Below are 26,575 nucleotides of genomic sequence, written 5' to 3'. Positions count from 1 at the left end.
CTGTCCGCGATCGGGCCGGCGCGTTACTCAATGACTGCCTGATGAAGCGTGCTGAGGCTGCATGAAGCGCCGATCAAACTCGAATCAAGCGCGGACTAAACTCGAACCAAGCGCGGACCAAACGAACACCGCGCGCAACCGGCACGTCTTCACGTACCCGCTGCGCGCGGTTCGGGCGCCGACGCGCGGCGTTAGCGCTTCTTGCGCGCGGTCTGCCTGGACGCCGCCTTGGCCGACGCGCCGCCCTGCTTCTTCGCGGCGCCGCGCGCTTCCTTGACGGCCGCGCTTTGCACCGGCGCGGCCCGCTTGCGGCGCGCACCCGGCGCTGCCGCGCCGCCTTCGGGCGACGACAACTCGCGCACGCGCGGGCCGCCGTTGTCCGCGGACGACTTGTCTGCCGACACGCTGCGAGCCGGATGCGGCTTGATCGGCGTATCGCGCACGAGGCGGAAGTCGATCTTGCGCGCGTCCAGATCCACGCGGCTCACCTGCACGCGCACGCGATCCGAGAGCCGGTAGCGAATGCCCGTGCGTTCGCCGCGCAGTTCGTTCTTGATTTCGTCGTACTGGAAGTAGTCCGAGCCGAGTTCGGTGACGTGCACGAGGCCTTCGATAAAGAGCGAATCGAGCTGCACGAAGATGCCGAACGACGTGACGCCGTTGACCATGCCGCCGTACTCTTCGCCGAGCTTGTCGCGCATGAAGTAGCACTTGAGCCAGGCTTCGACGTCGCGCGATGCTTCGTCGGCGCGGCGCTCGTTAGCCGAGCAATGCAGGCCGAGCTCTTCCCAGATCGCGACGTTGGTGCCGCGCGTGCGGCCGGTTTTTTCGTCGTCGGCCTGCTGCATGGCGCGAGCGCGCGGCGACAGCGCCGTGTTCAACACGACGCCTGCCGGCGGCTCCGGCTGATACTTGCGGCCTTGCAGAATCGCGTAGATGGCGCGGTGCGTGAGCAGGTCGGGATAACGGCGGATCGGACTCGTGAAGTGCGCATACGCCTCATACGCGAGACCGAAGTGGCCGATGTTGTCCGGGCTATAAACCGCCTGCTGCATCGAGCGCAGCAGCATGGTTTGCAGCATCTGCGCGTCGGGCCGGTCGCGGATTTGCGCCATCAGCGCGGCGTAGTCGCTGGCGTGCGGCTTGTCGTTGCCGCCGAGCGTGAGGCCCATGCCGCGCAGGAACGTGCGCAGATTCTCGAGCTTCTCCGCGGTCGGGCCGGCATGCACGCGGAACAGACCCGGATGCTTGTTGCGCTTCAGCAGGTCGGCAGCGCACACGTTCGCGGCCAGCATGCATTCCTCGATCAGCTTGTGCGCCTCGTTGCGGGTGCGCGGCACGATCTGCTCAATCTTGCCCTGCGCGTTGCAGACGATGTACGTCTCGGTCGTATCGAAGTCGATCGCGCCGCGCTTCTGCCGCGCGGCGAACAGCGCCTTGTACACGCCGTAGAGGTTCTGCAATTGCGGCAGCAGCGCGGCGCGGCGCGCGGCTTCCGGACCCTTGGTGTTTTTCAGCACCGCCGCGACTTCCGTGTACGTCAGACGCGCAGCCGAATGCATCACACCAGGATAGAACTGATACGCCTTAACTTCGCCGCGCGCGGTGACGATCATGTCGCACACGAGCACGCAACGGTCGACGTTCGGATTGAGCGAGCACAAACCGTTCGACAGTTTCTCCGGCAGCATCGGAATCACGCGGCGCGGGAAATAGACCGACGTGCTGCGCTCGATCGCGTCGGCATCGATCGCGCTCTTCGGATGCACGTAGTGCGAGACGTCGGCAATCGCGACGATCAGACGGAAGCCGTCGCCGCGGCCGACCTTGATCGGCTCGCAATACACGGCGTCGTCGAAATCGCGCGCGTCTTCGCCGTCGATCGTGACGAGCGGCACGTCGCGCAGATCGATGCGATGACGCACGTCAGTGGGACGAACTTCGTCGGGAAGTTTCGCGGCTTCGGCAAGCGCGTCGGGGCTGAACTCATGCGGCACGCCGTATTTGCGCACCGCGATTTCGATTTCCATGCCGGGGTCGTCGATATCGCCCAGCACTTCCGCGACGCGGCCCAGCGGCTGCGAATGACGGCTCGGAAAATCGGTCAGCTCGACCACCACCACCTGGCCGACCTTGGCCTTCTTGGTGTTCTGCGTGATGAGGATGTCGTGGCCGATGCGCTTGTCTTCGGGCGCGACGATCAGCGCGCCGTTCTCGTTCAGCAGACGCCCGATCACGCGCTTGTTCGCGCGGTCCGTGACCTCGACGATGTGCCCTTCCGGCCGGCCGCGCCGGTCATAGCCGACGATGCGTGCAAGCACGCGGTCGTTGTGCATGACCTTCTGCATTTCGGCGGTGGGCAGGAACAGATCGTCCTGACCGTCGTCGCGAATCAGGAAGCCGTAACCGTCGCGATGACCCTGAACGCGGCCTGCGACGAAGTTCGACGGATGAGTCAGCTGATAGAGATTGCGCTGATCGAGCCGGATCTGGCCGTCGCGCTCCATGGCGCCGAGGCGCTTGAAAAATCCTTCGCGCTCCTGGCGCTTGATGGACAGGGCTTCGGCGATCTCGTTGGCGGCGAGCGGCGTTTCGCTCGTACGCAGGACGCCGAGGATTTCCTCGCGGCTCGGAATCGGATACGGAAATTTGCTCAAGGGCTTGTCGATGATTTTTTCTCGTTGCATGGACGTCGGTCGGCGATCTGGCTCGGCTTAAGAAGCGTTTGCGTGGCGCCTGAATGGCACTTGCTGCTGCACTAAAAGACTCTCTCGGGTCCGGCTTGTTCAAGGCTGAGTCCGACGGGCTTGTGTACCGTGCCAACGAACTACTGCGAGGCATTCTAACACCCGTCTCGCACGCCACGCGGGCCGTCAATAGTCGCCAGGAAGCGTCGCCGGCAAGCCCGCGCGGGCTCGTTTGCGGCGTGTTTAAGCAGCTTTTGAGAAACGCTTGACAGCCTCGATGCTGTCGCTATAATGTCGGTCTTTGCTGTTCATCACCTGCCCAGGTGGCGAAATTGGTAGACGCACTAGGTTCAGGTCCTAGCGGTGGCAACACTGTGGAGGTTCGAGTCCTCTCTTGGGCACCAGGATTCAAAATTGAAGCCGCCTCGGTTCATCGGGCGGCTTCAGTTTTTATGTAGAGCGGTAATGTTGTTTGTTTCGGTTCAAGGCGTGGGTTGGCGGCGGGGATTGACACGCTGCATCATCCCGCTAAAATAGCGGTCTAGCTTCAAGACGTGCCCAGGTGGCGGAATTGGTAGACGCACTAGGTTCAGGTCCTAGCGGTGGCAACACCGTGGAGGTTCGAGTCCTCTCCTGGGCACCAACAGTTGTTCCGGCGTGAGCCGCAGTAGTCCGAGAAACCCCGTAAGATCAAGGTCTTACGGGGTTTTTTGTTCTCCATAGATCCCTTGCGTTCCACTGACATCGACGATTTTTGCGTATACTGTTGCGTATACCAGATTCGGGGGGCAAACCCATGCCCAAACGCGTCAAACCGAAGTCAGAGCTAGTGTTCCGTGCCGCCAAAGCGGGCGCCCGTTCCTACCTACTCGCGGATGGAAACGGACTCGCGCTGAGGGTCCAGCCGAACGGCACCAAAACCTGGCTGTTTCGCTATCGACGACCGAGCACGGGCAGGGAAAACTTCCACAGCCTCGGCCCCTACCCCGATATCACGCTCACTGATGCACGACGGTCGGCCACTACCGCACGCAATCTCGTACGCGAAGGCATCGATCCGGTTGCATATCGCCAGGCCGAGTCCATCGCCCGCAAACGCATGGCCGAAGGCGCCTTCCATCTCGTGGCCCAGCGCTGGCTCGACTTCAAACGCAAGGAATGGGCGGACGAAACCTACCGGAAGGCAGAGTTTGTCGTGCGCGAATACCTGACTCCCGCACTTCGCAACAAGCCCATCTCGACGCTTGCCACGCCAGAGGTCAAGCCCGTACTCGAAGCGATTGCCTCTCATGCGCCTAACCTCGCGACCAAGGCACGGCAGTATGTCGGTGGCATCGTGACGTACGCGGTCCAGAACGGACTGCGGGAAGATGGCGCCGCCTTGACACTGCGCGGCGTTGTTCCTCGCCACAGGAAAGGCCATATACCAGCGATCACCAGGCCTGCGGACATAGCGCCGCTCGTTCTTGCTATCGATGCCTACAAGTCACCCATTACCCGCGCCGCCCTCAAGCTCACCATGCTGACCGGCCTTCGCCCCGGCGTGGTTGCAGCGGTGCCGTGGACCGAGGTGAACCTCGAGACAGCTGAATGGCATGTTGCAGCCGAGCGGATGAAAATGCGGCACGATCACATCGTGCCATTGCCCAAACAGGCGATCGCGGTCCTGAAAGAGTTGCAGTCACTTACCGGCAAGGGGCACTACGTCTTTCCGTCCCCTGCCCGCCAGAAGACTCCTCATTTGCATCGAGACGCATTGAGCAAAGCACTACGGGAGATGGGATTTCAAGGAAAACACGCGACGCACGGTTTCCGGGGCATGCTTCGCACGGTCGGACGAGAACGACTCGGTATGGATATCGATGTACTGGAAGCGCAACTGGCACATGCCAAGCGTGGCGATGTGCAAAAGGCCTACGATAGAACAACGTTCGACGATGACCGTCGCAGGGTCATGCAGGAGTGGGCCGACTATATTGATCGGCTAAGTAGCTCAACGACGGTCGCAGGATCAAGCAGGCGGCCCTGAGCACCATACCCACTCGATTGTCAATCATTGGGCTGGAGCCTTGCGTAGACGGCACTTCCGCAGTTTGACACGACAGCGATACCGACAACGATGCCGACAAATCCCACCAGCACTTCTCGGCTTCCGGTCGATTGCAATGGAGGACAGCGCCCCTTTCCCTCACAACTCCCGCGGAGAAAGAGTACCGAAAGACATTGCACAAAGGTAATACCGTCACAAATACCGCCAGGCTCCTTCCGACGCAGCCGCTTAAAGCCAACAGATGCCGCGATGTTCAAGATCACGTGCTCCCTTCGCACACCTCCAAAGCGCGAAGCTCGTGCGATATGTCCAAAGGCGACCGAAACGCTGAAGAAGGACCGGGAGAGCCTGTTGGCCTTTTACGACTTTCCGGCCGAACACTGGCAGCATTTGCGCATGGCGAATGCGGTTGAGTCGACGTTCGCAATCGTGCGACACCGGACGACTCGTACGCGCACCTGCCTGTCCCGACCTACGTTCCTCGGCTTGGCATTCAAGCTAGTCATGGAAGCTGAGAAAACCTAGCGCCGCATCAACGACCCCGAACGGATCAAGCTGTTACTAGAGCGCATCGCCTTTAGGGACGGCGAACCGGTGGAAGGCGACCAGCCGGTTCTGCAGAAACTCGCCGCTTGAGTCGGACGCTATTAAGCCGCCCATACACCACTCTTGACGTTAGCTTCGATCGAGTTCGGCAGCTAGCTTGCAGGTAGATCAAGACGCCGTTCGAGTTCCCGCTGCCAGCCTTTAGGAGCATTCTTGGTTGAGTAACCAAGCTATCGGATGGCCGCCGCTACTAGCTGCCCCAGTTTGATGTACGGCTTGACCGCGCGGATGAGGTCTTCGTATGAATACATGAGCTACCCCCAAGAAGTCCAAGATCCAGTCCGCATCCCTACCACGAACATTCGCGATTACCCCGGCCGGTGACGGCCCGGCGTCCCACGGCGATTCGCGCATTTGCGCGGCATCGCCACCGCCGCGCACCGGGGCACAACCCCGACGCGGCCACCGATTAAATTCAGAGCGCGATGCATACTTCGAAGCAAATGCACTCCAACGAGGACGCGTGCAGGGAAGTAGCAAGGATGCTTTTCTGTTTGTGGCAGCAACTCATCGCAATTTGAGTTTTGCATCGCCTTCTCCAACCAAGACTTTGGTCACGCAGCGCATCCAATCCGTCCAGACTGCGGGATCAGCTGTTTCGCCATCGGCTAGGTAACTCATGCTGCCCAACAACGAACCTAACTCGTCCGACTTCGTTCGCTGGTACAGCTCCGCTAGGAACTCATACATCGCTAGATACGCGAGTTCAGGTGTCAAATTTTCAGCGTTCATTGCTATTTCCCTTTCGACAATCCGGTAGCTGGGCTGAAGCTCCGGGGCGTCGTATTCAATCCGCCATTTTGATAACCCCGTTTCGGACACTTCCCCAAAGCTGAGTTCCGTTTGGCTGCGTATGAGCAAACCATTTATTACCAAACTGGTCGGTACCGAAGCTATTGCCGGCATTGTTGACCAGATTAACCAACGCTTGCCGATTTTCAGGAGCATCGGTCTGATCCCGGCGTCGTCACGGAAGATGTGAGACAGCTAGGATGCATTGTTAGGCAGGCTATTGTTTGTGACAACAAATCACCTGCGCCGACGTTGGTTAGGATGCTCTTCGTCCAGTTCACCAGCCTGTCATCTGCGGGGCCGTTACAACAAAGACATCGTGAACTTGGCTCTCTGAGCGAATGAACTCGGCCGCGGCTAGATTGTTTTGTTCCGCGACACCATCATCAACGGGCGGATCGACGCCATCCCAAATGCAATCAAGCCTCGCTTCGAAACCGGGGAAATGCCAAATTCCTCCCTCGATCCTAGCGATAATCAAACCGTGTTGCCCCGCCCGCTCACAAACCGCAATTGCCGCATCGGCGGACAACTTCATCACAATGCTCCCACCTATTGAGAAGAAGTCGTCCGAAGAATCGTAGCGTCGTTGAAGATCAATTTTCATCTCGACTCACTTCCATTTAATTCGACTGTCGGGAATCCAGCCGGGATCGTTCTTGCCGCTCACCTGAACAACTTCGCCGGTCCGGTCGTTGACCACCACGTAACCGCTCTTCGAGCCATACACGGATGCGGAATCATTTCTCGGCAACCCGTCTGGAGTCTTCCCCGCGGATCGATTATCCATCGTCGTTCCGACAGGTCCCTCATCGACGACCGCTTGAACTTCTTGCTGCGTCCATCCGCGAGCTCCAAGTTGGCCGCCAATCTTTCCGTCGATAATAATCCCGCCTTTGTTTGTGGCGCTATTCACGCCTCCTTTCGTGGTGTCATTGTTCGCACTTTTGGTTGAATCGCCGCTGTTCCCACTATCGCTTCCATTACCGGTAGAAAAGATGGCGCCAATGCTGGGCAAGGAAAACGGCGTGGGTACCGGCACGATTACAAACGTACAGCCACCGTATGGTACGCAGACCGGAATAGGCGTTCCGGCCAGGGTAAAGCCGCTGGCGTGTTGTCCCTGCGAGCCACCGCTTAGGTCGTCATCGTTGTTGCCTGGGTGATCTGGCAACTGCGGCAGGTTGTTCCCGGAATCGTCCTTTGAACTGCCCATTGCACTCGCGACATAACCGATTGCAGCGATCTTCGCCGGCGCGGGCAACATTGCGCTACAAAAAGAACTCTGCAGACAAGCCTTGAGGATGTCAGCGGTATGTTTCTCGGAGTTGTTAGTCGCTTCGTTTTCGGCCCAAGTTGCTCCGGCTTGCGCATCGCCGCCTGCAAGGCCTGCGGCGACGCCACCCGTCAAGACGGACAGAGCCGTCACGACTGCGGCCTGGCCCTCAGTAAGCGGTGCCCCGGTCGGATCCATCGCGATGATTGCAAGCGGCGACAACATCGCACTTGTGGCCGCTCCAATAGCTCCGCCCGTGCATCCGGTGCCACTTAGCGAGCTGGCAGCGCACCCCAGCACCGCATGTCCCAGTATGTTTTCGATCGAAAGAGGGGCTGTGCCATCGCCGATGGCATACGCGCCAGATGCCGCCGTTTCCTGAATCAGCGCGTTCTGGAATGCGCCAAGCAGGCTGCCTCCCTCAATCGCTGTACCTACGCCAGCCGAAATCCCGGCCTCGGCCAGCATTGCCAGAGCTCGGGTTTCCAAGGTAGAGGCGGTTGATGCAGTCGCCTGATTCACAGTGGTGCCAATCGACGGATTAACACCGGCGAGGCTGGCAAGGGAGCTAGTCGGACCTCCGACAGTTAAGGGTGCCGTCGTGAAATCGAATCCGGTGTCCGAATTGTAAGTAATGCCATTCGTCAGCCCCGCCGTGATACCTGCAACGCCAGCCGCTTCGAATGCGCTGCCCCAATCCAGACTTCCGGTCATCGTCAGTTGCGAGGCGATGCTCGACGTGAACCCGGCAAAAGCCGCCGACAGCGCCATGTTGCCCAGCCCTGCTGTCGTCGCTACTGTAGCCGCCGAGGTCGCCGTTGCAGTGGTTGCCGCCGTGCCTGCTGCAAACGTGCTACCGGCCGTCGTGCCAAGGGTCGCCCCGATGGCCGCACTCGCAGCGCCGGCCGTCATGATCGACACGACGACAGCGAAGGCCATTCCGACGATATCCGCCGCTCCAAACCCGCCCATTGCGGTAAAGCTCGTATCGAGGTGGTCGGTAACCGTCGTCTGCGTAAAGTTGGTCCCGAGCTGTTGCTGCAGACTGGCTAGCAACTGCTCAGTACCGGCCTGATCGACCGTTGTGTCGCTACCCAGCAGTTGCAATGCTCCACCAATCTGGTTGAGCGTCTGCACGTTCAGATTCATGTCAGCCGCGCTCATGAACCCGCCAGGCTGGACCTCAGTACCGCTCGTCTTCAGGTAGCCGGTGGCTGCGATGTACTGCCAGACATCCCCTACGTTTACCTGATTCGCCTGGTTGGTCAGCGTGCCGGTATTGACCGTCAGCGTATTCGACGCAGCAATGTTGCCTGTGTTGAGAATGCTTCCCTGCCCACCCTGATTGAAATCAAGTGAGACGTTCTGGCCGGTGATGTTGCCGCCGGCAGACATCGCACTCCAGTTCGGCGGCAGGTAGACCTGGGGCATGAGCGCGCTAACAGTCGGGCAAGCGACCACGCCGGTCGAGAGGCAACTTGGATCGGGCACAGACTGCTGGACATACCACAACATCGGTTCGGAAAGCGCATTGATCTGCGCTTGCGACAACGCATTGCCGAGCTGAAGATTGTTCTGCTTCGCGTAGTCGATGGCGTTCTGATACAGGATCGCCTTTTCCTGGTCAGTCACCGACAGGTTACGTGTGCTGTCGTAAGAGAGCCCGTTGACAAAGCTGGCCTGCCCCGTCTGCTGCAGCGCCGCCTGCTGCAGCATGAGGTCTTCCGCCTGCGGGTCGTAGTAGAACAACGTGGAGGAAGGCTGCAGGCTCGATGGCAGATTTTTCAGCAGCGCTTGCGGACTCACCGCCCCGAGCGCCGAGCCATCCAGCGTACCGGTAACGTACGACGCCTTGCCTGCAACGGGCGTGGGCAGGGCCCCACCGACCGACCGCGGCGTCGACAGATGCAGCCCGGGCAGGTTCACAAGGCTCAACGATATGACTTGCGACGGCGCATTGACCCGCGGCGTATAAGTGTTCGCCGTAGTGATGCCGTTAATGAGCTTCTGCCCTGTCAAAGAGACATACGTACCGATCACATTGCCAACGTTCCGAATTTCTCCAGTCGACGTGATCGATAGATTCGGCGCCTGGATCGTCGCGGCGATGTTGTCCACCGGGGTCGGCGGATCGATCGTGCCGCCAGCGCTCGTATAGGCACTCCCGTAAAGCGCCGTACATTGGGCCACTGAACCGCACGCCCACACGTCGTGACGCTTATCGGGGCTGAAATCACCTGTCTCCTGGACCCAGTGCGAATGCCAGTAGGCATTTAGCGTCTGAGCCTCGTTTACGACCGGGCCAGCGACGTTGATCGTAGCGGTGGTGCCTGCAGCGATCAGGCTGCCGATGTTCGTCAAGCTACCCGCATTGATCTGCAAGTTGTTGCCAGCACTGATCACCGACGAGTTGCCAGATTGCTGGTCGACATAACCTTCGCAGTAGCTTTCCTTGTATCCACCAGCTGTCATGCAGCCGTTGTACTGCTCCGTCGCACCGAAGTTCTGGTGAAGGGTTACCGGCGGCGGTAGATTATTGGTGATAGCGCCCGAAACGTTCAGCGCAATATCGTTTCCCGCAACAATGTTGCCCGACGTGTTATTCAGGGTTTGCGCCGGCGTTGTCGAAGTCGCCGTGGTTCCCACGCCGCCAATAACGATGTTATGGCCCGCGAGCAGGCTACCGTACGTGTTGTTAATCTGCCCTGCGGCGATAACCAGGTCGTTGCCCGCAAACACTGTGGCGCTTTGCTGAGCATAGGAGAATGTCGTCGAGTTCGGATTGCCTCCGCGCATCGCATTGCCAGGCTGCGTCGTCGAGACTGAGTTGTATTGCCCCTGATTGGTGAAGGACTGCGCGGCGCTGGCGTTGAAGTTATTGCCGGCATAAAGCAAACCGCCGTTAACCAGGTTCCCACCCGACAAAGTCATGTTCCGGCCGGCAACAATCTGACCTTGTGACCCGAACGCGGTGTTGGTACTGACTGAACTCGGAGGTACGCTCGCCGTGGAATCGAACGTCACCGTCGACTCAGGCACCACCGTGCCGGATATGGCAACATGAACCGTACCGTAAATGCCGACGAGTCCGATCGCATACATTTGCGCCATAAAGGCATCCAGTTGGGCCTTATCGACGGTGTCTACAATCGTTGCTGTTGCGTTGCCAATAGGCGCATTATTGAGCGATTGCAGGTTGAGGTTGACGTCCAGCCCCGCCGAGATTGTGCTGCCCGCATTCGATAACGTACCGGCAACGATATTGACCGTCCCACCCGCCGCTATCACGCCGGGAGACACCGCCCCCGGCGCAGTGACGGTCCGATCGATACCCGGCAAGGACACATACTGATGGTCTCCACTGAGGGTGTTACCAACCTCCACGTATTGACACGCGCTTGCGTCGCCATAGCAGGTGCTGCCGCCGCTCCGCACGTCCACATATCCATTTGTGAAATCTGGCTTGAGCGTAGCAATCGTCGCCGTTGCAGTGGACGAACCGAGATAGCAGTCGCCCTGGCTCAGCGTGCAGCCCCAGCCGGTCACCGTACCTACAACGATGCCGTTCAACAGATTAGGGTCCGCTGAAGCGCTGACCTGTTCTGTGTAGGTTTGAGTCTGTCCCTGAAGCGCATCGTTGATCACAGCACCGGCCGTGATGCTGATATCGCCGCCCGCCGTAATCCTCCCAACCGTGTTGTAAACGGTTCCACCGGTGTTCAGCGCGATGCTGCCATTGGCCTGTGTCAACCCGTACTGATTGTCGTAATTGCCACCTCCGTTGAACGCCAGGTTACCTGCGCTCTCGACTGTTCCCCGGTTGGTTACGTTGCCGTTGAGCGTGAGCGAGTCCGACGCATGCATCACCGCCCCAGCAACATTATTCAACGTCCCATTGAACGTAACGTTGCTGCCGGTAACCTGCCCAGAATTCGTGAACGTGCCGTTAGTCGACAGAGTCAGCGGCGCGGTCCCCGTCATGGTCCCGTAGTTGTTGATGCCGTAGACGCCTGTCAGCGTCACGCCCTGCCCACCATAGTTCCAGGTGCCCGTATTACTGATCGACCCGGCGGTAATGGAAAGCTGCCCACCCTGACTGATCGTCCCCTGCGACGGATCAAACGCCATGTTCATCGCGCTGATGCCCATGTTGCGCTGTGCGAGCAACTGGCCGCCCGGGTTATAAAAGGAGCCGTTGCCGCCGTTGATCGTCAGTGAGACGTCGCCGGTCGTCGGTCCACCGGGCGCATTGGGATTGCCCGCAAAAATAATCCCGTTCTGATTGTTCAGCGATCCGGTGTTGATGTTCAGGCTGTTCACCGCCATCAACGATCCGCCGCTGTTGTTCAGCCCGCCCGCCACCGTGACATTGGTTGTCGAGCCGTTCACCAGACCCGCGTTGGTGAAGTTCGTGGCGTTGATCGTCGTGGTAGTCGTCGAAGCCAGTGACGCATTCGCTGCGTTCGTCACATTCGGTGCCGACACATAGAGTGCGCCACCCGAGAGCACCTGACTCGTGTTATAGAAACCGTTGCCCGCGGTCAGCGTCGCCGCACCGACCGCGTCCACTGCGGCGCCCACGAGCGACAACTGGTTCGACGCTGTGGCCGTCAAGGCGCCGCCGACAATCGCCGTCCCCAACGTTACGTTGGTGCCGCTGAACTGCATGTTCTGCGTCGAGACCATCGACGCGCCGCTCGCATCGAGCGTCCCTTGCGCAGTCACGCTCACATTCTTCGAGCCGCCCTGTGAGCCGCTTAGCGTGACGTTGCCGCCGCTCAGCGTGAACTGCCCCGCCACCGTGCTAGTGCCGCTCAGAGTAAGCGTCTGACCTGCGCTCATCGTCGTGTCACCGTTCGACGACACGCCCGCCACACTCACATTGCCCTGCGTGCCGGTGACGTTCACAGTGCCCATCGACGACACAGCGCCCGCCACCGTCGCACTCTTCGCGGCCTGGATCGTTACATTGCCGCCCGACTGTAGATTGCCGCCGACGCTTACGCTGCCGCCCGTCGACTTCGCACTTACATTGGCCACGGCCGTCGTCGCACCGAGCGACATATCGCCGACCGAAGTCGCCGAGAACTGACCCGCGCCCTGGATCGCGCCGAGCGTCACACCACCACCCGCGCTCACAGTGATGTCCTTGCCGAACGTCAGCGAGCCACCGCCGTTCACCGAGCTGCCCGCGTTGATCGTCGCGAGACCGAGCCCCAGGAAGGCGCCGGTCACCGTCGCAGTGCCTCCTGCAGTCAACGTGGTATTTCCGTTGATGAGTTCGCCGTTCAAGGCAAGCGCGCTACCGGAAGTTGCGTTGAGGTTTCCCTGACCCGTAATTGCACCGCCGACAGACAGGCTACCGCCCGTCGCCGTCAACGTCACATCGCCGTTCGCACCGACCGTGCCGCTCGCAGTGAGATTGCGGCCGGCGCTTACGGCGAGAGCACCGGTACTGCTCGCGTTGCCGCCGACCGTTGCATCGCGCGCGGCATTGACCGTCACCGCGCCGCCGGACGCGACTGCCCCACTCACCTTCACGTCGCCCGCGCCGTTATGCCCTTGCGCCTGCAACGCGATCGCGCCGCCCGCCTGCGCGGAACCGAGAGAGAGGTCATTCCCCGCCGTTGCATTGAGTACACCGTTGGTGGCGACGGCGCCGGTCACGCCGATGCTAGCTCCCGCGTTCAACGTGGCCTGCTGGCCAAACGCCACCGACGCCGCACTGATCGAGCCGCCGGCCGTCAACGTGCCCGCGTTCTGCGCGCCGATGCCGCCCGCGAGGGTCATGTCGCCGCCTGACGTGAGCTGCGCATTGCCACCCACGGTCGTCGCGCCCGCGATGTGCAGCGCCTGGCCCGAGCTTCCGGTCAGGTTGCCCTGCGTGGTGACGTTCGCCGCGCTGGCATTGCCGCTCGTCGCGGCAAGTGTCAGGTCACCTGCCGAATTCACATCGGCGAGCGCGATATTGCGGGTTGCGTCGATTGTCGTGGTACTGCCTGTGTTGATCGCGCCGAGTACGCTGACGTCGCGTGCCGCCTGCACAGCAAGTGCACCGAGTGCAGTAGCCGCACCGCCGAGCGTCACGTCTCCACCGCCTGCATTGCCGTTGGCCATCAGGCTTACATTGCCGGTGACGGCCTGCACGCTCCCAAGTCCGGCATTGTTGCCGCCCGTCACGGTGACGCTTGCGCCTTGCAATGCGCCGGTCAATGCGAGGTCATGCGAAGCATTCAGCGTTGCAGCCTGAGCAAATGCGGCCGTGCCCGCACCCGCGATATCGTTCGATGCCGTCAGCGTGCCGCCAAGCTGACCGGCGAGCGCGCCGCTCAGCGTAATGTCGCGGCCCGCCTGCACGGTGACTTCCTTCGCCGCGTTGATCTGGCCACCCAGTTGGGTGTTGAGCGTCGAACTCAGATTCAACGCGCCCGATGTGGTCGTGGTGCCCGTCAGCGCGATGCTGCCGGTAGCCGCAGTCGCACTCAGGTCGCCGGCTGTAGTCTGCAGCGTGCCACTCGCCGATACGTCACGAAGCGCTGCCAGCGTCAGCGAGTCTCCAGTAGTCAGCGATCCGCTCACAAGTACGTCGCGCGCGCCGCTCAACGTAACGGTGCCCGGCGCCGTGGCCGTTCCCGTGATCGCCGCATCGCCACCGCCGGCGTTGCCGTTGGCGCTCAGCGTCAGCGTGCTCGCCGAATGGGCGTCGTGCAGCGCGGCGTTATTGCCGCCCGTCGCGTTGATGACATTGGCCTGCACGCCACCTGTCAACGCAATATCGCGCTGCGCCGTGTAAGTCGCAGCTTGCGTGAAGGCCTGTGTGCCCGCGCCACCTATATCGCGGCCCGCCGTCACAGAGCCGTTCGCCTCGCCTATCAGCAGGCCATTTAGCAGCGCGTCGCGGCCTGCGTTCAACGTCGCATCGCCAACCGCACTCGTGCTCGCTCCAAGCGAAAGATCGAGCCCCGTGGCGATATTCAGCTTGCCCCCGCTGTTGATACCGCCCGTTGCATTCAGACTGCCTTGGGCCGCGAGCGCCGTATCGCCGACCGACTCGACGGCGCCTGCAATGTCAATGTCGTGCTGGGCATTGACGTTGACTGTCGTGCCGCTTGCGATTTTCCCGGTCGATACAACCGAAACGTCGTTGCGCGCCGTTGCCGTCACGGCACCCGCCGCCGCGACCGAACCATTCACGGTGACATTGCCGGGACCGTTAACCGTGTTCGTGCCATTCGCGGTGAGCACGACCGTGCTCGCCGACTCGACGTTGTTCACGCCGATGTTGCCCGCCGCCGTCACCTGCACGGACTTGCCCTGGATCAGACCGCCTTGCGCGACGTCCCGGCCAGCATCAAGCGTGGCCGCCTGCGCGAACGTCATGGTGCCTGCACCACCGATGTCACGCCCCGCTGTCACGCCGCCCTGCCCTTGCCCGGCGAGCATGCCGGTCACGTTGATGTCGCGCGTTGCGCTGAGCGTGGTGTCGAGCGCGGCGGACGTCGTGCCGCCAAGGTTGATGTCGGAGCCGGCCTGCGCACTCAATGCACCATTACTGGCGATGGTGCCTGTCGAACTGAGGCTGCCGCTCCGGGCGCTGAGCGTCGTGTCGTTAGCGGACTGGATCGAGCCGCTGATGACGATGTTCTGCCCCGCGTTGAGCGCCACTGCCGCGCCGCCTGTCACAGCGCCGGTGATAGTCAGGTCATTGCTGGATGCGAGTGCAAGGCCCGATGCGGCCTGCACGTCATGCAGCGACGCAGAGCCGCCGGCCGTCGTCTGCACAGAACCGCCGCGCAGCGAACCGGTGAGATCCGTATCGCCGCCGGAACTGACGTTCGCCGCGAGACCGAACGCGGCTGTCGCCGCACCGGCGATCGTACCGCCGGCAGTCAGCGTGCCGTTGCCTTGCGCAACCACCGAGCCGTTCGTCGTTAGGTTCTGGCCGGCGTTGACAGTCAGATCGCCGAGCGCGGAAGTACCTTGCCTGCCAAGGTCGACAGATTGCGCCGCATTGATCAGCAGGTTGTCGCCGGACTGAATGTTCCCGGTGCTCGTCAGCGAGCCCGCCGCATTCGCCAGCGTGACGTTGCCGTTCGACGCGACGCTGCCGGCGATCGACGTGTTACCGCCGCTCGTCACGCTTAATGCATTCGCACTCTGCAATGCGCCGTTAATCGACGTGTCGCCGCCGGAACTCAACGACGCCGTCGAAAGCGAAGCAACGAGCCCGTTCACCGCTAGCGTGCCGCCCGTTGCCGTCACCTGCAGCGCATTATTGGCCTGCACGTTGTTCAGCGCGACTGATCGCCCCGCTGTCAGCGAAACGGCCGCCCCTTGCAGCGCACCGGTCACCGCAAGATCGTTCGCCGCGGTCACACTCGCGTCTTTCACGAAGCCGCTGCTGCCGCCCGCGATGACGTCATGGCCAGCATTGAGCGTCGCCGCGCCCTGTCCCGCGAGCGTGCCGCCAATCACAACGTCATGCCCTGCGGTGAGCGTCGTATCGCCGGTCACGCTCGTCGCGCCGGTCAACGCGACATCCTGGACGCCGCTAACCGATAGGTTTGCGGCACCGTTCACGGTACCGCTCGAACTGACGCTGCCACTCACCGCCGCAACAGCCAGATCGCCGACGGCCTGCACCGTACCGCTGGTTGCCACCGTCACGTTGCGCTCCGCCGTCAGGGCGACCTGCGAGCCGCCTGCGAGCGTTCCGTTCACGATGACATCGCGCGCGGCCTGCACGGTCGTCGCACCAACCGCCGCCGCATTGCCATTGAAGCTGACGTCGCCGCCGCCGGCTGGATTACTGGTCGACCCGTTCGCGGCGATGCTGAATGCACCGCCTGCCTGCACATCGGCGACACTCGCGTTATTGCCCGCCGTCACCTGGAGACCATTGGCCAGCAGCTTGCCGGCGAATGCCACGTCCTGCCCCGTGGCCAGCGTGCCGTTTTGCCCGAATGCGACAGAACCGCCGCCGGTCATATTGTTCTGCGCGTTGATCACACCGTCCTGCTGCACGATGACGACACCGGGCACATCGACATTGCGCCCTGCATTCACCTGCGCATTAGTCCCGACGAGGAGCGACCCCGGCACCGACACATCGCGCGCGACATTCGCGGCGAGCGTCGTGCCGCTGGCGAGCGATCCGCTCACGGTCAGGTCCTCGCCTGCCGCGACGGTGACTGCGTTCTGGGCAGTGGCTTGTCCGGTAACGATGGTGTTCTGGCCAGATGTGAGCGCAAGGTTGTTGCCGCTCTTCACCGTGGCGCCTGCGTTCAGGTTGCCTTGCGTGGCGCTCAGGGCAAGATCGCCTGACGTCTGCAAAGCCGCGTTCACATTGACGTTGCGTTGCGCAGTCGCCTGCAACGTTCCGCCGTTGGCCTGTCCATTGACGTTGATATCGCGCGCGGCCTGAAGGGTCGTCGCGCCGCTCACCACCGACGTGCCATTCAGGTTGACGTCGCCCGCACCGTCGTTGCCCTGCGCGCTAACCGAAAGTGCGCCCCCCGTCTGCACGTCGCCAAGCGTGACATTGGCACCACCTTTGATCGCGGCATCGCCGCTCGATTGCGTGTTCGCCACGTTCACGTTGCCGCCCGCACTCACTGCGAGCTTGCCGCCGCTCTGGATCGTGCCGCTCGAGGTCAGATCGCCATTCGCATTGATGGTGTAGCCGGTGACGCCGACGTGAGCGCCGGTCATCGACACATTGCCACGTGCCTGCAAGGTTGCCTGCTGTTGCGCGGCGGAGCCGTTTACCGTGAGATCGCCGTTCGACGAGAGCAACAGGTCGCCGGTGTTCGCGGCCATCTGTGCATCGGTGCGCACGCCCATGCCCGCCGCTGTGCCGATCACCTGGATCTGGCCCGCGGTCATCGCGCCGAACGCGGTGGCGTCGATTGCGAGACCGTTGTTGGCGCGGCCGTTTGCGTTGTTGATGGCGTTCGCCGTGTTGTCCGCGCCGTTTGATGACGTGGCATACGTGGTGCCGCTAGCCGTCACGGCCGAGGGCAGCACGAACTGGCGCCCCGCGATCGCATTGATGCGCTGGCCGGCATACAGCGGCGCGTTGATGCCAATGGTCTCGCCGATCAGGTCGATCGTGCCGACCGTGCCTTCGATACCTGCGCCTGGACCGTTCACACCCGCGTTGCCCTCGATCTGGATGTGACCACCGGTCACGCTATAGCCGATTGCCTGTGCGTTGTTGAAGTCGGTGACACTGCCTTTGAGGTCGCTCAGAAATTGCGGCGTACCCGTCGATAACGTAACGCCGATCGTGTTCGTGAAGCCGGGGCCGTGAGTCGTGATGCCGTTCGGATTCGCGATAATGACCGTGGCCGGCGCGCCGAACACTTCGAGCGGACCGTTGAGCAGGCTCGCGAAGGCGGCGCCCGTAGACGTCACCTGGTTGACGATCACACTTGCCGTGCGGCCGGAGAGATTCGGATTGGCCTGCACATCGCCGCCTGTGAGCGACGTGCCGGACATCAGGCTGTTGTTGAGGATCAGCCCGACAGGATCAATGTTAAAGCTCTGATACTGGTTCAGCGAAATGCCGGCCGCGTTGGGCGCGGTGATGTTGACCACGGGCACACCGCCGTTCGCGCCAGTGCTCTGCGTGATCTTCGGCTGGAAGGAAATAGGCGCGGTCGGGTCAACGATAGGCGCGGCCTGCGCCTCCTGAATCGTGAAGCGAACGCGCAAGCCGGCAAGATCCTGAATCTGCTGCCACGCTTCGTCGTCCAGGCGCGTGCTTCCTGCGGCAAGCACGCCCGCGGCGTCGCGGCTCTGCTCGAACGTGATAGACAGCGGTCCGGCGAAAAGTGTGAGCGCCACGAGCGCCGAGACGGCGCGCTGCCAGAGTCCGTACACGCGATACACACGCGCAGGCGTCAGCACAGACCAACGCTGATGCGCGGACTGCACACTACGTTCGTGCCGCTCGTCGTGGACGTGACGGTTCTGTTCGAGTTGTCGTAAAGCGTTGCGCGTCCAAACTGTCATGGTCTTCTCGTTCTTCGTCTATTCTTTTCAGGCACGTTGCAGGATGGCCAGTCTGCATCGCGCTGCGGCAGCGTTTCCCCGTCTGCCGCATCCCCGGTATCGGGTGAGCTGCATGCGCTTGACTTGCGCTGTCAGACGCCTGATACGGTGCTGCTCTTCGGCGCGCTCGGCAGTAAATCCTCCGCCCGTACCTTGGGGTGGCCCGCCTCGAACACCCAGGCCTTCGGAACATCCGCTGCGGTCCGGCCCGCACTGTGAACAAAGGGCTCCAGTTGATGGACCACTTCAGCCGCGTCCCAGCCGGCAACCTTCGTCGTGATCACTGCGTCGTCGTTGAACATGCGGATATCTGCGGCATCGGCGGAGTACCTGACGCCGGTGTTTCCGCCGCTATAAACAATGATCGGAACGTAGCCATGGACCTTGCGCATCTGCGTGCGATCGAAGCCCCCGCTTCGAACGAGATTGCTCGTCGGAGGGACCGCTCCCGACAGGGCAGTCGGGACGACCATGAAGTATTTGAAACCATGCTGCCGGGTCAGCTCCGCGCAGCGGTACATGAAGTACTTGTGCACCGTGTCCCGGGATGTGTAGCCGTTGCCACGAAACTCGACGTGCAGCGTCTGATCGTCGATCTGTCTGTCCTTGTAGCCGCCCGTCGTGCCGAGAGGCTGGTATGACGTCACGCAACCCGTCAACGTAGCCATAGCCGCCGCCACTACATAGGCAAGAAGTGTCCGCTTGATATTGACGTTCATTTTCCCCGAGCCTTTTTTGAGTTTTCTGTACTGTCTTTGATCAGCGTGTGTATCGCCGTCGCACCTTTACTGCTGCTGAATCTTTGCGTTCTTCATCAGATCTACGACGACCTGCGCGGTCGCTTTCTGCAGCGCAACCTGCTCAAGCTGCTTGCGCAGTGCGTCCTTGATCTGGTCGTACTGCGGAACCTGCGTCGCGCGTTTTTCGTCGACACGCAAAATCCAGAATGCGTCGCCAACCTGCACCGGCGTGCTCGACACCCCGCCCTGCGGCAGCTTCAACAGTGCTTCGGCGAGCGGCTGCGGCCAGTTCTGTGTGTTGCCCGGCTGGATCGGCGTCTTGAATGAAATCCAGTTCAGCGCGCCACCCTGAGCGGCGCCTGGCGCCTGGCTGTACTGCTTCGCGAGTTGCGCGAAATCAGTACCCTTCTTCAGTTGCGTGAGTACCGTTTGCGCCGTATCCGCGTCCTTCACGGCAATGGCGCTGGGCTTGTACTCGAACTCGCCGAGCGTGGCGACGATCGCGTCGTACTTCGCTTTCACGTCCGCGTCGGTCACCGGCTCGGGCTTCACCTGGTCGCGCAGATAGGCCGCTGTCATCGCTGCGGTCTTCGCCTGTTCGACCGCCGCCACCACCTGTGGGCGCGATTCGTAATGCTGTTTTTCCGCAGCCTGGCGGAACAGTTCGCGTGCAATCAACTGGTTTTTTATCGACGCACGCAATTGAGGCGTGTCCGGTGCATTCGAGGCGCGCACCGCATCGTCGAGCTGCGTCTGGGTGATGGTCACGTTGTTTACGCGCGCGACTGCATTCGCGGGCAGCGGGCCCGACACGGCCTCGACCGTCTTTTCCGGCGATGGCTTCGACGACGGTTTGTTGGACGCGTGCGCGAACGGCATGCTGACAACGAGACCCGCCGCGGCAAGCATCGCGAGCAGGGCGGCATTGCGGATCGTGACTGCGATCGGGCGATGTTTCATGAGAACCTCTTCAAAGTGACCAGTTGAGTGTGGCGAGCAGCACGGTGGCTTTCTTTCCGAGTGCAGCCGGTTGGAGCAAGGCCTGCCCGAGCAGCACCTCGCTGGTGACGGTTTGCGCTTTGTAGCGCCATTGCGCGCGTGCGCCGATGCCTGTGCCGATCAACGTCGGCCAGCCGCCTTGCGCGACCAGATGAGATTTGCCGCCGTCGAGGAACACATATGGTTCGAGCCGCGCGTCGTGCCAGGGAGGTACGTTCTGCCAGGCCGCCTCGTTACGCAGATAAAAACCGCTGTCACCCGCAATGCCGCCTTCGGTGAAGCCGCGCACCGAGTCCATGCCTCCGAGGAAAATCTGTTCGTTGCCGAATAGCGCGACGCGGCTGTACTGTCCGCGCAGGGTGCCGCGATAGGTCCATTGCGTGCCCGCCAGTGTGCCGAGCGCGATCTGCAGCGTGGCCGTCGCGTCGAGCCGTGTGAACTGGCTGTGCGCCTCGACCTCATCGATGCCAGGGCTGTCGTGGCTAGCCGAAAGCCAGGGCAAACCTTGTGACACGCCGACGTCCCAGGTGGCAGCAGCGCCCTGCTCGTTCGCCACGAAACGGCGCAAGCCATTCAGTCCGATGCGCAATACCGTGAGGTCCTGCGGCGACAGTTCGATACCGTTCAGACTGCGCTCGGTGCGCATTTTCGTGAGCGTGACGTCAACGCTTGTGCGGCCCGCGCGTGAACGGCTCAGCACATCGTTCCAGCCGAGAATCTGGCTGAACGTGCGGCCCTGAAGCAGAGCAACGTCGCCAATGGCCTGCTGATATTCCGAGAGTGATGTCGTATAGCTGAAAGTCTGATAACCGTAGGGCGCCGCCGCAGAAAACACCACTGCGTTGCTGTCCTGCGTGCCCACGAAGTTGAACGACAGCGACTCCTGCAGGCCGATCAGGTTGTTCGCCTGCACGCCGGCGCGATAGCGCAGCGTGCCGGTCTGCGAGCTGCCATAGTTGTCGATGCCAAGATCATAGAAAACGCGGTCGCCATAGTGGTTCGTGATGGCCACGACCGAATCGCCCGGCGTCTCGCCCGGCAGGATCTGGATTTCAGCCTGGTTGCGGCGCAGCCGGTTGATCTGGTCCACGCCCTGTTCGAGATCGGGCAGGCGCAGCACGTCCCCTACGCTGTCGCCGAACGCCCACGCGGTACCTGCGTCGGTCAGCAGGCCCCCGCCGTGTGTCCTGTACCAGGGCTCGTCGCGCTCGCGCGGACGCAACGGATGGCCATTCAGCGTAAAAGCCGAAACCTTGCCGTCAACGATGTTGATCCTGAGCGTCCCCGACGCGAGGTTCTGCGCGCCGAGGTAGGCCCGCGTCGTGATATAGCCCCGCGCGATGAATGCTTCGGTCACGCGGCGCAGCAGCAGGTTGATGCGGTTGCGGCCGAGCTCCTTGCCGATGAAGGGCGCGGCGATCGTATCGAGCTCGCGTCGGCCGAGCACCGTATCGCCAACAAATTCGACGTGGTCGATTCTGAACAACGGCGCCACGTCCGGCAGTGTTTCAACATCCGCGCCTTCGGGCAGATTGACCACGGTGGGCTGCTGCACTTCGATCCGCGCAGGCGCCTGCTGGATTTCCTCGCGACGCTGGCGGTCGCGCTGCTCCTGAAGCAGCCTTTGCGCAGGGTCCTGTTCCGCGCGCATCGGCACGCCTAACGGAACGCCGCCGAGTGCCGGGAGATTCGGCAAGCCTGGCGGCACCGTTTGCGTCCAGGCTCTGGCCGACGCCGTACCGGCGAGCACGGCCAGCGCGCAGCGCGCGAGGCAGTGCACGTGGCGCTTTGCCCCCTGCCCTGTCGGTCGCTCCATGAGCCGCCTGATGGTGCGCTTCATGGTGCGATCTAGAGCCCGAACCATGATACGAGCCCGATGTGATTGTGATTGCCGACCGTCACCGGTGCGCGGTATGGCGCGCGGATGGTGTTCACACCGCCTGCGGCCTTGATGCCGCCAGGCGCGTTAAAGGCGCCGCCCTCTATATCGGCCTCTCCAGTCAGTTCAACCTGCCCAGTGCCGCCGGTGAAGACGCCCCCTGTGTCTGCCGCGAAAATTGCCGACCAGGAATTGCCGAACCAGGCCTTCAGATCGTGGTTGCGGTTGATCGCGCTGTAGCCGAGCACAGCCTGAGCGAGCGTCTTTGGTGCGTCCAGTTTCAGCACGTTGAGCGCGAGGACAGTACCGCCCGTGTTCGTGATCTGCGTGCCTGCCTTGAGCGTGATGTCCTGTGATGCTTCGATGACGCCGCCGAACGTCTGAACGCTGCTTGACGACGATGAACTGCAGAAGAAAAAGCACGTCTGCCGATACGACGCCTGGCCAGTAAAGACGCCTTGCGTCAACAACTGATTGCGCGCGGTGATCGCGATGGAACCGCCATTCGCGAGAATCGAGCCGCCGATATTTGCCACGTTCGTGCCTGAGATCGTCAGCTTGCCGTCGTCCGCAGTGATGTAGGAGAGCTTCGAGGGATCGGCGATTGCGCCATAATCCACATCGAAGCCGTTCTCGCGATGCTCGATAAAAATGAGCCGCCAGCTGCGATCTGAATAGCCGACCGGCGCGCCGCCGTTCGTTCCCGCGGAATGATCTACGATGTTGTTGACGTCGCCGCCAGCGGTGATCGTCAGTGCCTTATTGGACAGGATGCGGGCGTTCTGGTTGGTCACGGAGCCGCCGGCCGTGACCGACACGTCACCGGCCACGCCGAATAGAACCGCGAGCTTGCTTTCCGCAGTCGAGTGGTTCCAGACATTCCCCGTCGCTTTCAGTGTCACGGCGCCAAGCGATGCGCTGTCGAGCGCGTTGGTCTGCTGGCCTTGGATAAGCGAGCCGAAGTTCGTGATGTCTCCGGTGCTCGTCAGCACTACACCGCTGTTGGTCGAGGCCACCACGGACTGCGCCGTGGCGTCCTGCGTCAGGGCGATCCCCGCACCGCTGATATTGATGCCCGTCGCGGCAAGCAGACTGCTGCCCGTCAGCGACACGGCGCCGCTCGCAGCGAGTGTGGCCGAACCGTTGTTCGTTTTGAGCTTCGTGTCGGTCAGCGCAATGCCGTCCTGAACCTGCAGATCGAGATTGTTCTGCGCGGTAAGCGTGGTGTTCGAAAACTGTACCGAACCGTTAGAAGACAGCGTGAAGTCGCCGAGCGTCGCATTCATCGGTCCAGCGCTGCGTACGCCCGGGCCTTTGTCGGTAACGATCAGTTGGACGCGGCCGCTCGTCAGGCTGCCGGCTGCCGTGATGTCGATAGCAAAGGAGTTTGCGGTGGCGGGCGTCGCTGAGGAATTGAGCGTGAGCCAGTCGTTGCCGTTGTCGGTGGGCGAGACAGCGGTGTTTAACGTAACGTTGCTCGTGCCCGCTACCGCGCGTATCGCAGCGGTTTGTGACGTGAAAGTATTGGCGAGCGGCCCGTTGATCTGCAGGTTCTTCGCGATCAGGTCAAGACCGATCAGTGCGCCCGTCAATCCCTGTGGGCCAACCACGATCGTCCCCGTGCTTGTGTCCAGCACAATGTCGCGCTCGGGGAGTCCGGCCACCGGCACGGTGTCCTTGAAACTGACGTGACCGGTGGTTAGCGCCACCCGGCCGGTGTTCACGAACGAGCCGCCGTTCACCGTGATGCCGTTGGGATTGGCCAGTATCACATTGGCCCGCGACCCGAGTACATCGATACGGCCACTGATAATGCTTGGATTAGTACTCGTGACCTGATTGACGATGGTCCGGGCATTAATGCCAACGTTATTCAGCGAAGCGCCGGCAGCATCGACACTGAAATTCGTATAAGTGTTGTTTGATACGCCGGCAAATGCTGGGGCAATATTAACGGTTTGGTGGCCATTTGTGGCAGTGGAAACCGTGGTTGCAGTTGCACCATCGACGACGATGCCTGCCGCACTGGCCGTAGCCGGCACAGCAGCAGACACTGAGATAAGAAAATGCGCAGCGCGCGCAATCGCGCGTCGACTCCCGAATAGCGGGTGTCGTAGACAATACCGGCCTTTCATGCAACCCCGTCCGACGGACTCTCTCGTTTGGTTTTTGTAGGGCGGGTTCTGTGGACCCATGCACCCGCATTACGAATGTCGGCCTTATCTGAGAAAACTTTAGTAAGTTACGGAATTTTTTTGATTACTTTTTCATTACAGCTTCGATATAGAAGCAAAGCAATGATCTACCCCTAATCGATTATCCATTTTGCATACTCTGATCTTTCGTTCGGATTGCGCGCACTCAGCACGTCGACGACTGCCCGCAACCCCTGAAGTACGACGAAGCGAGTCATCACTGGACGCAAGGCATGTCCTAACTGAAGTCTCAGTCGACGCGTCGATGCTTCAACGGGCGCTCGCACTGGAGAACGTCTCGACAGTCCTCATGAGGCCGCTGCGCAGGTATGCAACGCCACCATGATGTCGATCGACTGGCGGGACAAATATACGTTGTGGGCTCGGCGCGCTTTCGTCCGGAACTTCGGTATGGTCCACACCGCGGCTTCGAAATCGACCTCATCCCACGTTGCTTCGATAGATTCGCTCTTGCGCACCATCGTCAGCAAAATAAGACGCAAGGCGAGCCGAATCGTCGGTATGTCGCCACCTGCTGCAACTGTCGATGCATGCACCGAATTTCCAAGGGAGACAGGACCCGGTCCCTTCGGCACGAACGTGGCGACTCGACGCGACGCCAACCTCATCAGCTGGATTCTCGAGTTTTTCGCCGTGCAGATTCGCGTAGGCATAAATCTGCTTGCCGATATCGCGAAGCTGAACCGCGGTAGCCGGTGCACCCCGCTCCTTGACCCGCATGCAGAGCGCATGCAGATCATCGGCGGTGACCTCGCAGAGCAGCCTCCCGTTGAAGGCCGGAAGAATATCGCGCACAACGATGGCGCACCTCGACACGATCGGTGGTGACGACACCGGATCCGATACCGTCAGGCATTTTCCAACGCGGTCCTGACAAAGCCAGACGGTGGCGAGACCACAATCAGAAAGACTGATCCCCCGGGTTGACGAAAGCAAATTCGCTGCGCACTGATTCGCTGGCCTGCGCTGGTCGATTGACGTGGCCGGATCGATCCGCTAGGGGCGCGTGATCGAAGTGCTGTCCCAACTGGTCAGCGCTCGTGGCGCGCCTCGCTACCTGTGCTCCGTCCGCAGTTCGTCTCGAGGGCTATCCTGAAGTGGGCCGTGCAAAACGGCATGGACATGGCGGGCAGCGAGCGCAACCCCTGGCAAAACGATGCGGACGAAAGCTTTACCGGTAAGTTCCAGTGAATGTCTTAGCCTTGAACGGATTCGAACCCGCACGGAAGCGAAGGTCGTAATCGAGCAGTGGCGGCGTCACTACAATGCCATCCGGCCGCATTCAAGCCTACCTGATCTGACGCCCGACTAGTTCAAGCAGCGGTATGCATGCCAACCGGAAAGTTACCGGCGCGAGATCGCCTGCATAGAAAAACCACGTCCGGTTCACCATGAAGACACGGTCAAAACAGGTATTGCACAGTTCGGAATATGATCCAGCCCCATCGGGCTGGACGAAAATCGCACTGCCAAACGCAAATCACTCAGGCAAGCGTTTCATCCCGTAAAGCAGGTCGAGCGGATGCGCATCGCTAACCGCAGCACCGCGCCTCCACGCATCAAGATCGCGCGAGTTTAGCGATCCCAGGTGGCTAACGCTCACGTCATATCGCAGCGTAAGACTATCTGCGACCGCCCTCGCCTCCTCCCGCACGCGTCTGTGTTGGCTCATGCTTTTACGACGGATCAACCCGCTCATGGCAATCTCCGAATAAATCCATGGAGATGTTGTGATCCCGGTCCCAACCTCTTCTATCACGTCAGCCGGTGTAATCGATGACGGTGTGTTTAGAAAAAACAGGCATTCACACCTGTCCATCATGGTCACGAGCGCAGTCGATAGCATCATATGCACGTGACTGGTTGATCGGTTTCGCTTTGAATAGCTGTACGTTTCCCCGCCCGGGTTTCTGCAGAATTGTTTGTCGACCAGTGCAAGCAAATCATCCGCATAGCCCCAGGCGCAAGAGTCAATGAACGAGACAAGGTCAAAGTGTGTCTTGAGCCAGCCTGCAAGACCTAGTGCGAAGGTCGCGTCAGCGTGGGAATGTGATATAAATACTTGCGCATCGATCTGAGGAAACCAACTGGCCTGCATTTTCGATGCATCCAGGACCCCATCGTGACCGGCAAAAGCATCGATCGTCGTCTTCACCTGTCTGCGCTGCCCAGCGTGTAGCAACTCCCCGTATGCAAGATCCTGCCGATCCCACAGAACGTTCTTTAGCGCGAGATTGAATCCTTGGTACATCGCATTCCTTCTTCATTATCGGGA

At 61.2% G+C, this 26,575-nt stretch carries 10 protein-coding genes, 2 tRNA genes and 3 pseudogenes; 5 read left to right on the top strand and 10 right to left on the bottom strand.

All coding sequences use genetic code 11. The annotated features are described in order from the left end of the window. Positions 1-191: 191 nt before the first annotated feature. Positions 192-2,687 (bottom strand): ribonuclease R, encoded by a 2,496-nt coding sequence (gene rnr, locus C8K18_RS12385; protein WP_006048760.1) that lies wholly within the window; start codon positions 2,685-2,687, stop codon positions 192-194. Positions 2,688-3,004: 317 nt separating this feature from the next. Here rnr and C8K18_RS12380 point away from each other — a divergent pair. The 4 genes and pseudogenes from C8K18_RS12380 to C8K18_RS12365 all read left to right on the top strand — a co-directional run. Next, positions 3,005-3,091, top strand: a tRNA-Leu gene (locus C8K18_RS12380). A 152-nt stretch (positions 3,092-3,243) separates the two neighbouring features. Then, a tRNA-Leu gene (locus tag C8K18_RS12375) sits at positions 3,244-3,330 on the top strand. A 153-nt stretch (positions 3,331-3,483) separates the two neighbouring features. Then, complete coding sequence (locus tag C8K18_RS12370; RefSeq protein ID WP_107707656.1) at positions 3,484-4,716, top strand: integrase arm-type DNA-binding domain-containing protein; 1,233 nt, start codon at positions 3,484-3,486, stop codon at positions 4,714-4,716. A 330-nt stretch (positions 4,717-5,046) separates the two neighbouring features. Next, positions 5,047-5,373: pseudogene (locus C8K18_RS12365) on the top strand (transposase); the annotation flags it as partial. A 477-nt stretch (positions 5,374-5,850) separates the two neighbouring features. Here the strand turns inward: C8K18_RS12365 and C8K18_RS33505 are convergent. The 8 genes and pseudogenes from C8K18_RS33505 to C8K18_RS33680 all read right to left on the bottom strand — a co-directional run. Continuing rightward, entirely contained in the window at positions 5,851-6,291 is a 441-nt protein-coding gene (locus tag C8K18_RS33505; protein WP_207909686.1) for a hypothetical protein, read from the bottom strand. Between the two features lie 121 nt (positions 6,292-6,412). After that, a complete protein-coding gene (locus C8K18_RS12355; protein WP_107707655.1) occupies positions 6,413-6,742 on the bottom strand; it encodes a colicin immunity protein in 330 nt (109 codons plus the stop codon). 6 nt (positions 6,743-6,748) lie between these two features. Further along, on the bottom strand, positions 6,749-18,427 hold the full coding sequence (locus C8K18_RS12350) for a colicin E5-related ribonuclease (protein ID WP_107707654.1): 11,679 nt from the start codon (positions 18,425-18,427) through the stop codon (positions 6,749-6,751). Between the two features lie 131 nt (positions 18,428-18,558). After that, entirely contained in the window at positions 18,559-19,185 is a 627-nt protein-coding gene (locus tag C8K18_RS12345) for a hypothetical protein (protein ID WP_107707653.1), read from the bottom strand. A 66-nt stretch (positions 19,186-19,251) separates the two neighbouring features. Further along, positions 19,252-20,166 (bottom strand): peptidyl-prolyl cis-trans isomerase, encoded by a 915-nt coding sequence (locus tag C8K18_RS12340; protein ID WP_107707652.1) that lies wholly within the window; start codon positions 20,164-20,166, stop codon positions 19,252-19,254. Positions 20,167-20,176: 10 nt separating this feature from the next. Beyond that, positions 20,177-22,021, bottom strand: a complete 1,845-nt coding sequence (locus C8K18_RS12335) for a ShlB/FhaC/HecB family hemolysin secretion/activation protein (protein WP_374710187.1) — start codon at positions 22,019-22,021, stop codon at positions 20,177-20,179. 32 nt (positions 22,022-22,053) lie between these two features. Next, the gene (locus C8K18_RS12330) at positions 22,054-24,219 is read right to left on the bottom strand and encodes a filamentous hemagglutinin N-terminal domain-containing protein (protein ID WP_216649313.1); all 2,166 of its coding nucleotides are present in this window, start codon (positions 24,217-24,219) and stop codon (positions 22,054-22,056) included. A 371-nt stretch (positions 24,220-24,590) separates the two neighbouring features. After that, a pseudogene (locus tag C8K18_RS33680) lies at positions 24,591-25,110 on the bottom strand (tyrosine-type recombinase/integrase); the annotation flags it as partial. Between the two features lie 160 nt (positions 25,111-25,270). Here C8K18_RS33680 and C8K18_RS12320 point away from each other — a divergent pair. Then, positions 25,271-25,612, top strand: a pseudogene (locus C8K18_RS12320) (integrase core domain-containing protein); the annotation flags it as partial. Between the two features lie 168 nt (positions 25,613-25,780). Here the strand turns inward: C8K18_RS12320 and C8K18_RS12315 are convergent. Beyond that, entirely contained in the window at positions 25,781-26,551 is a 771-nt protein-coding gene (locus tag C8K18_RS12315; protein ID WP_181324880.1) for a hypothetical protein, read from the bottom strand. Positions 26,552-26,575: the final 24 nt, after the last annotated feature.

The organism is Paraburkholderia sp. GV068 (genome assembly GCF_003058125.1).
Classification (GTDB): domain Bacteria; phylum Pseudomonadota; class Gammaproteobacteria; order Burkholderiales; family Burkholderiaceae; genus Paraburkholderia; species Paraburkholderia graminis.
Note: the sequence above shows the minus strand (reverse complement) of the source record. Positions and strands in the feature narration are given on the sequence as shown.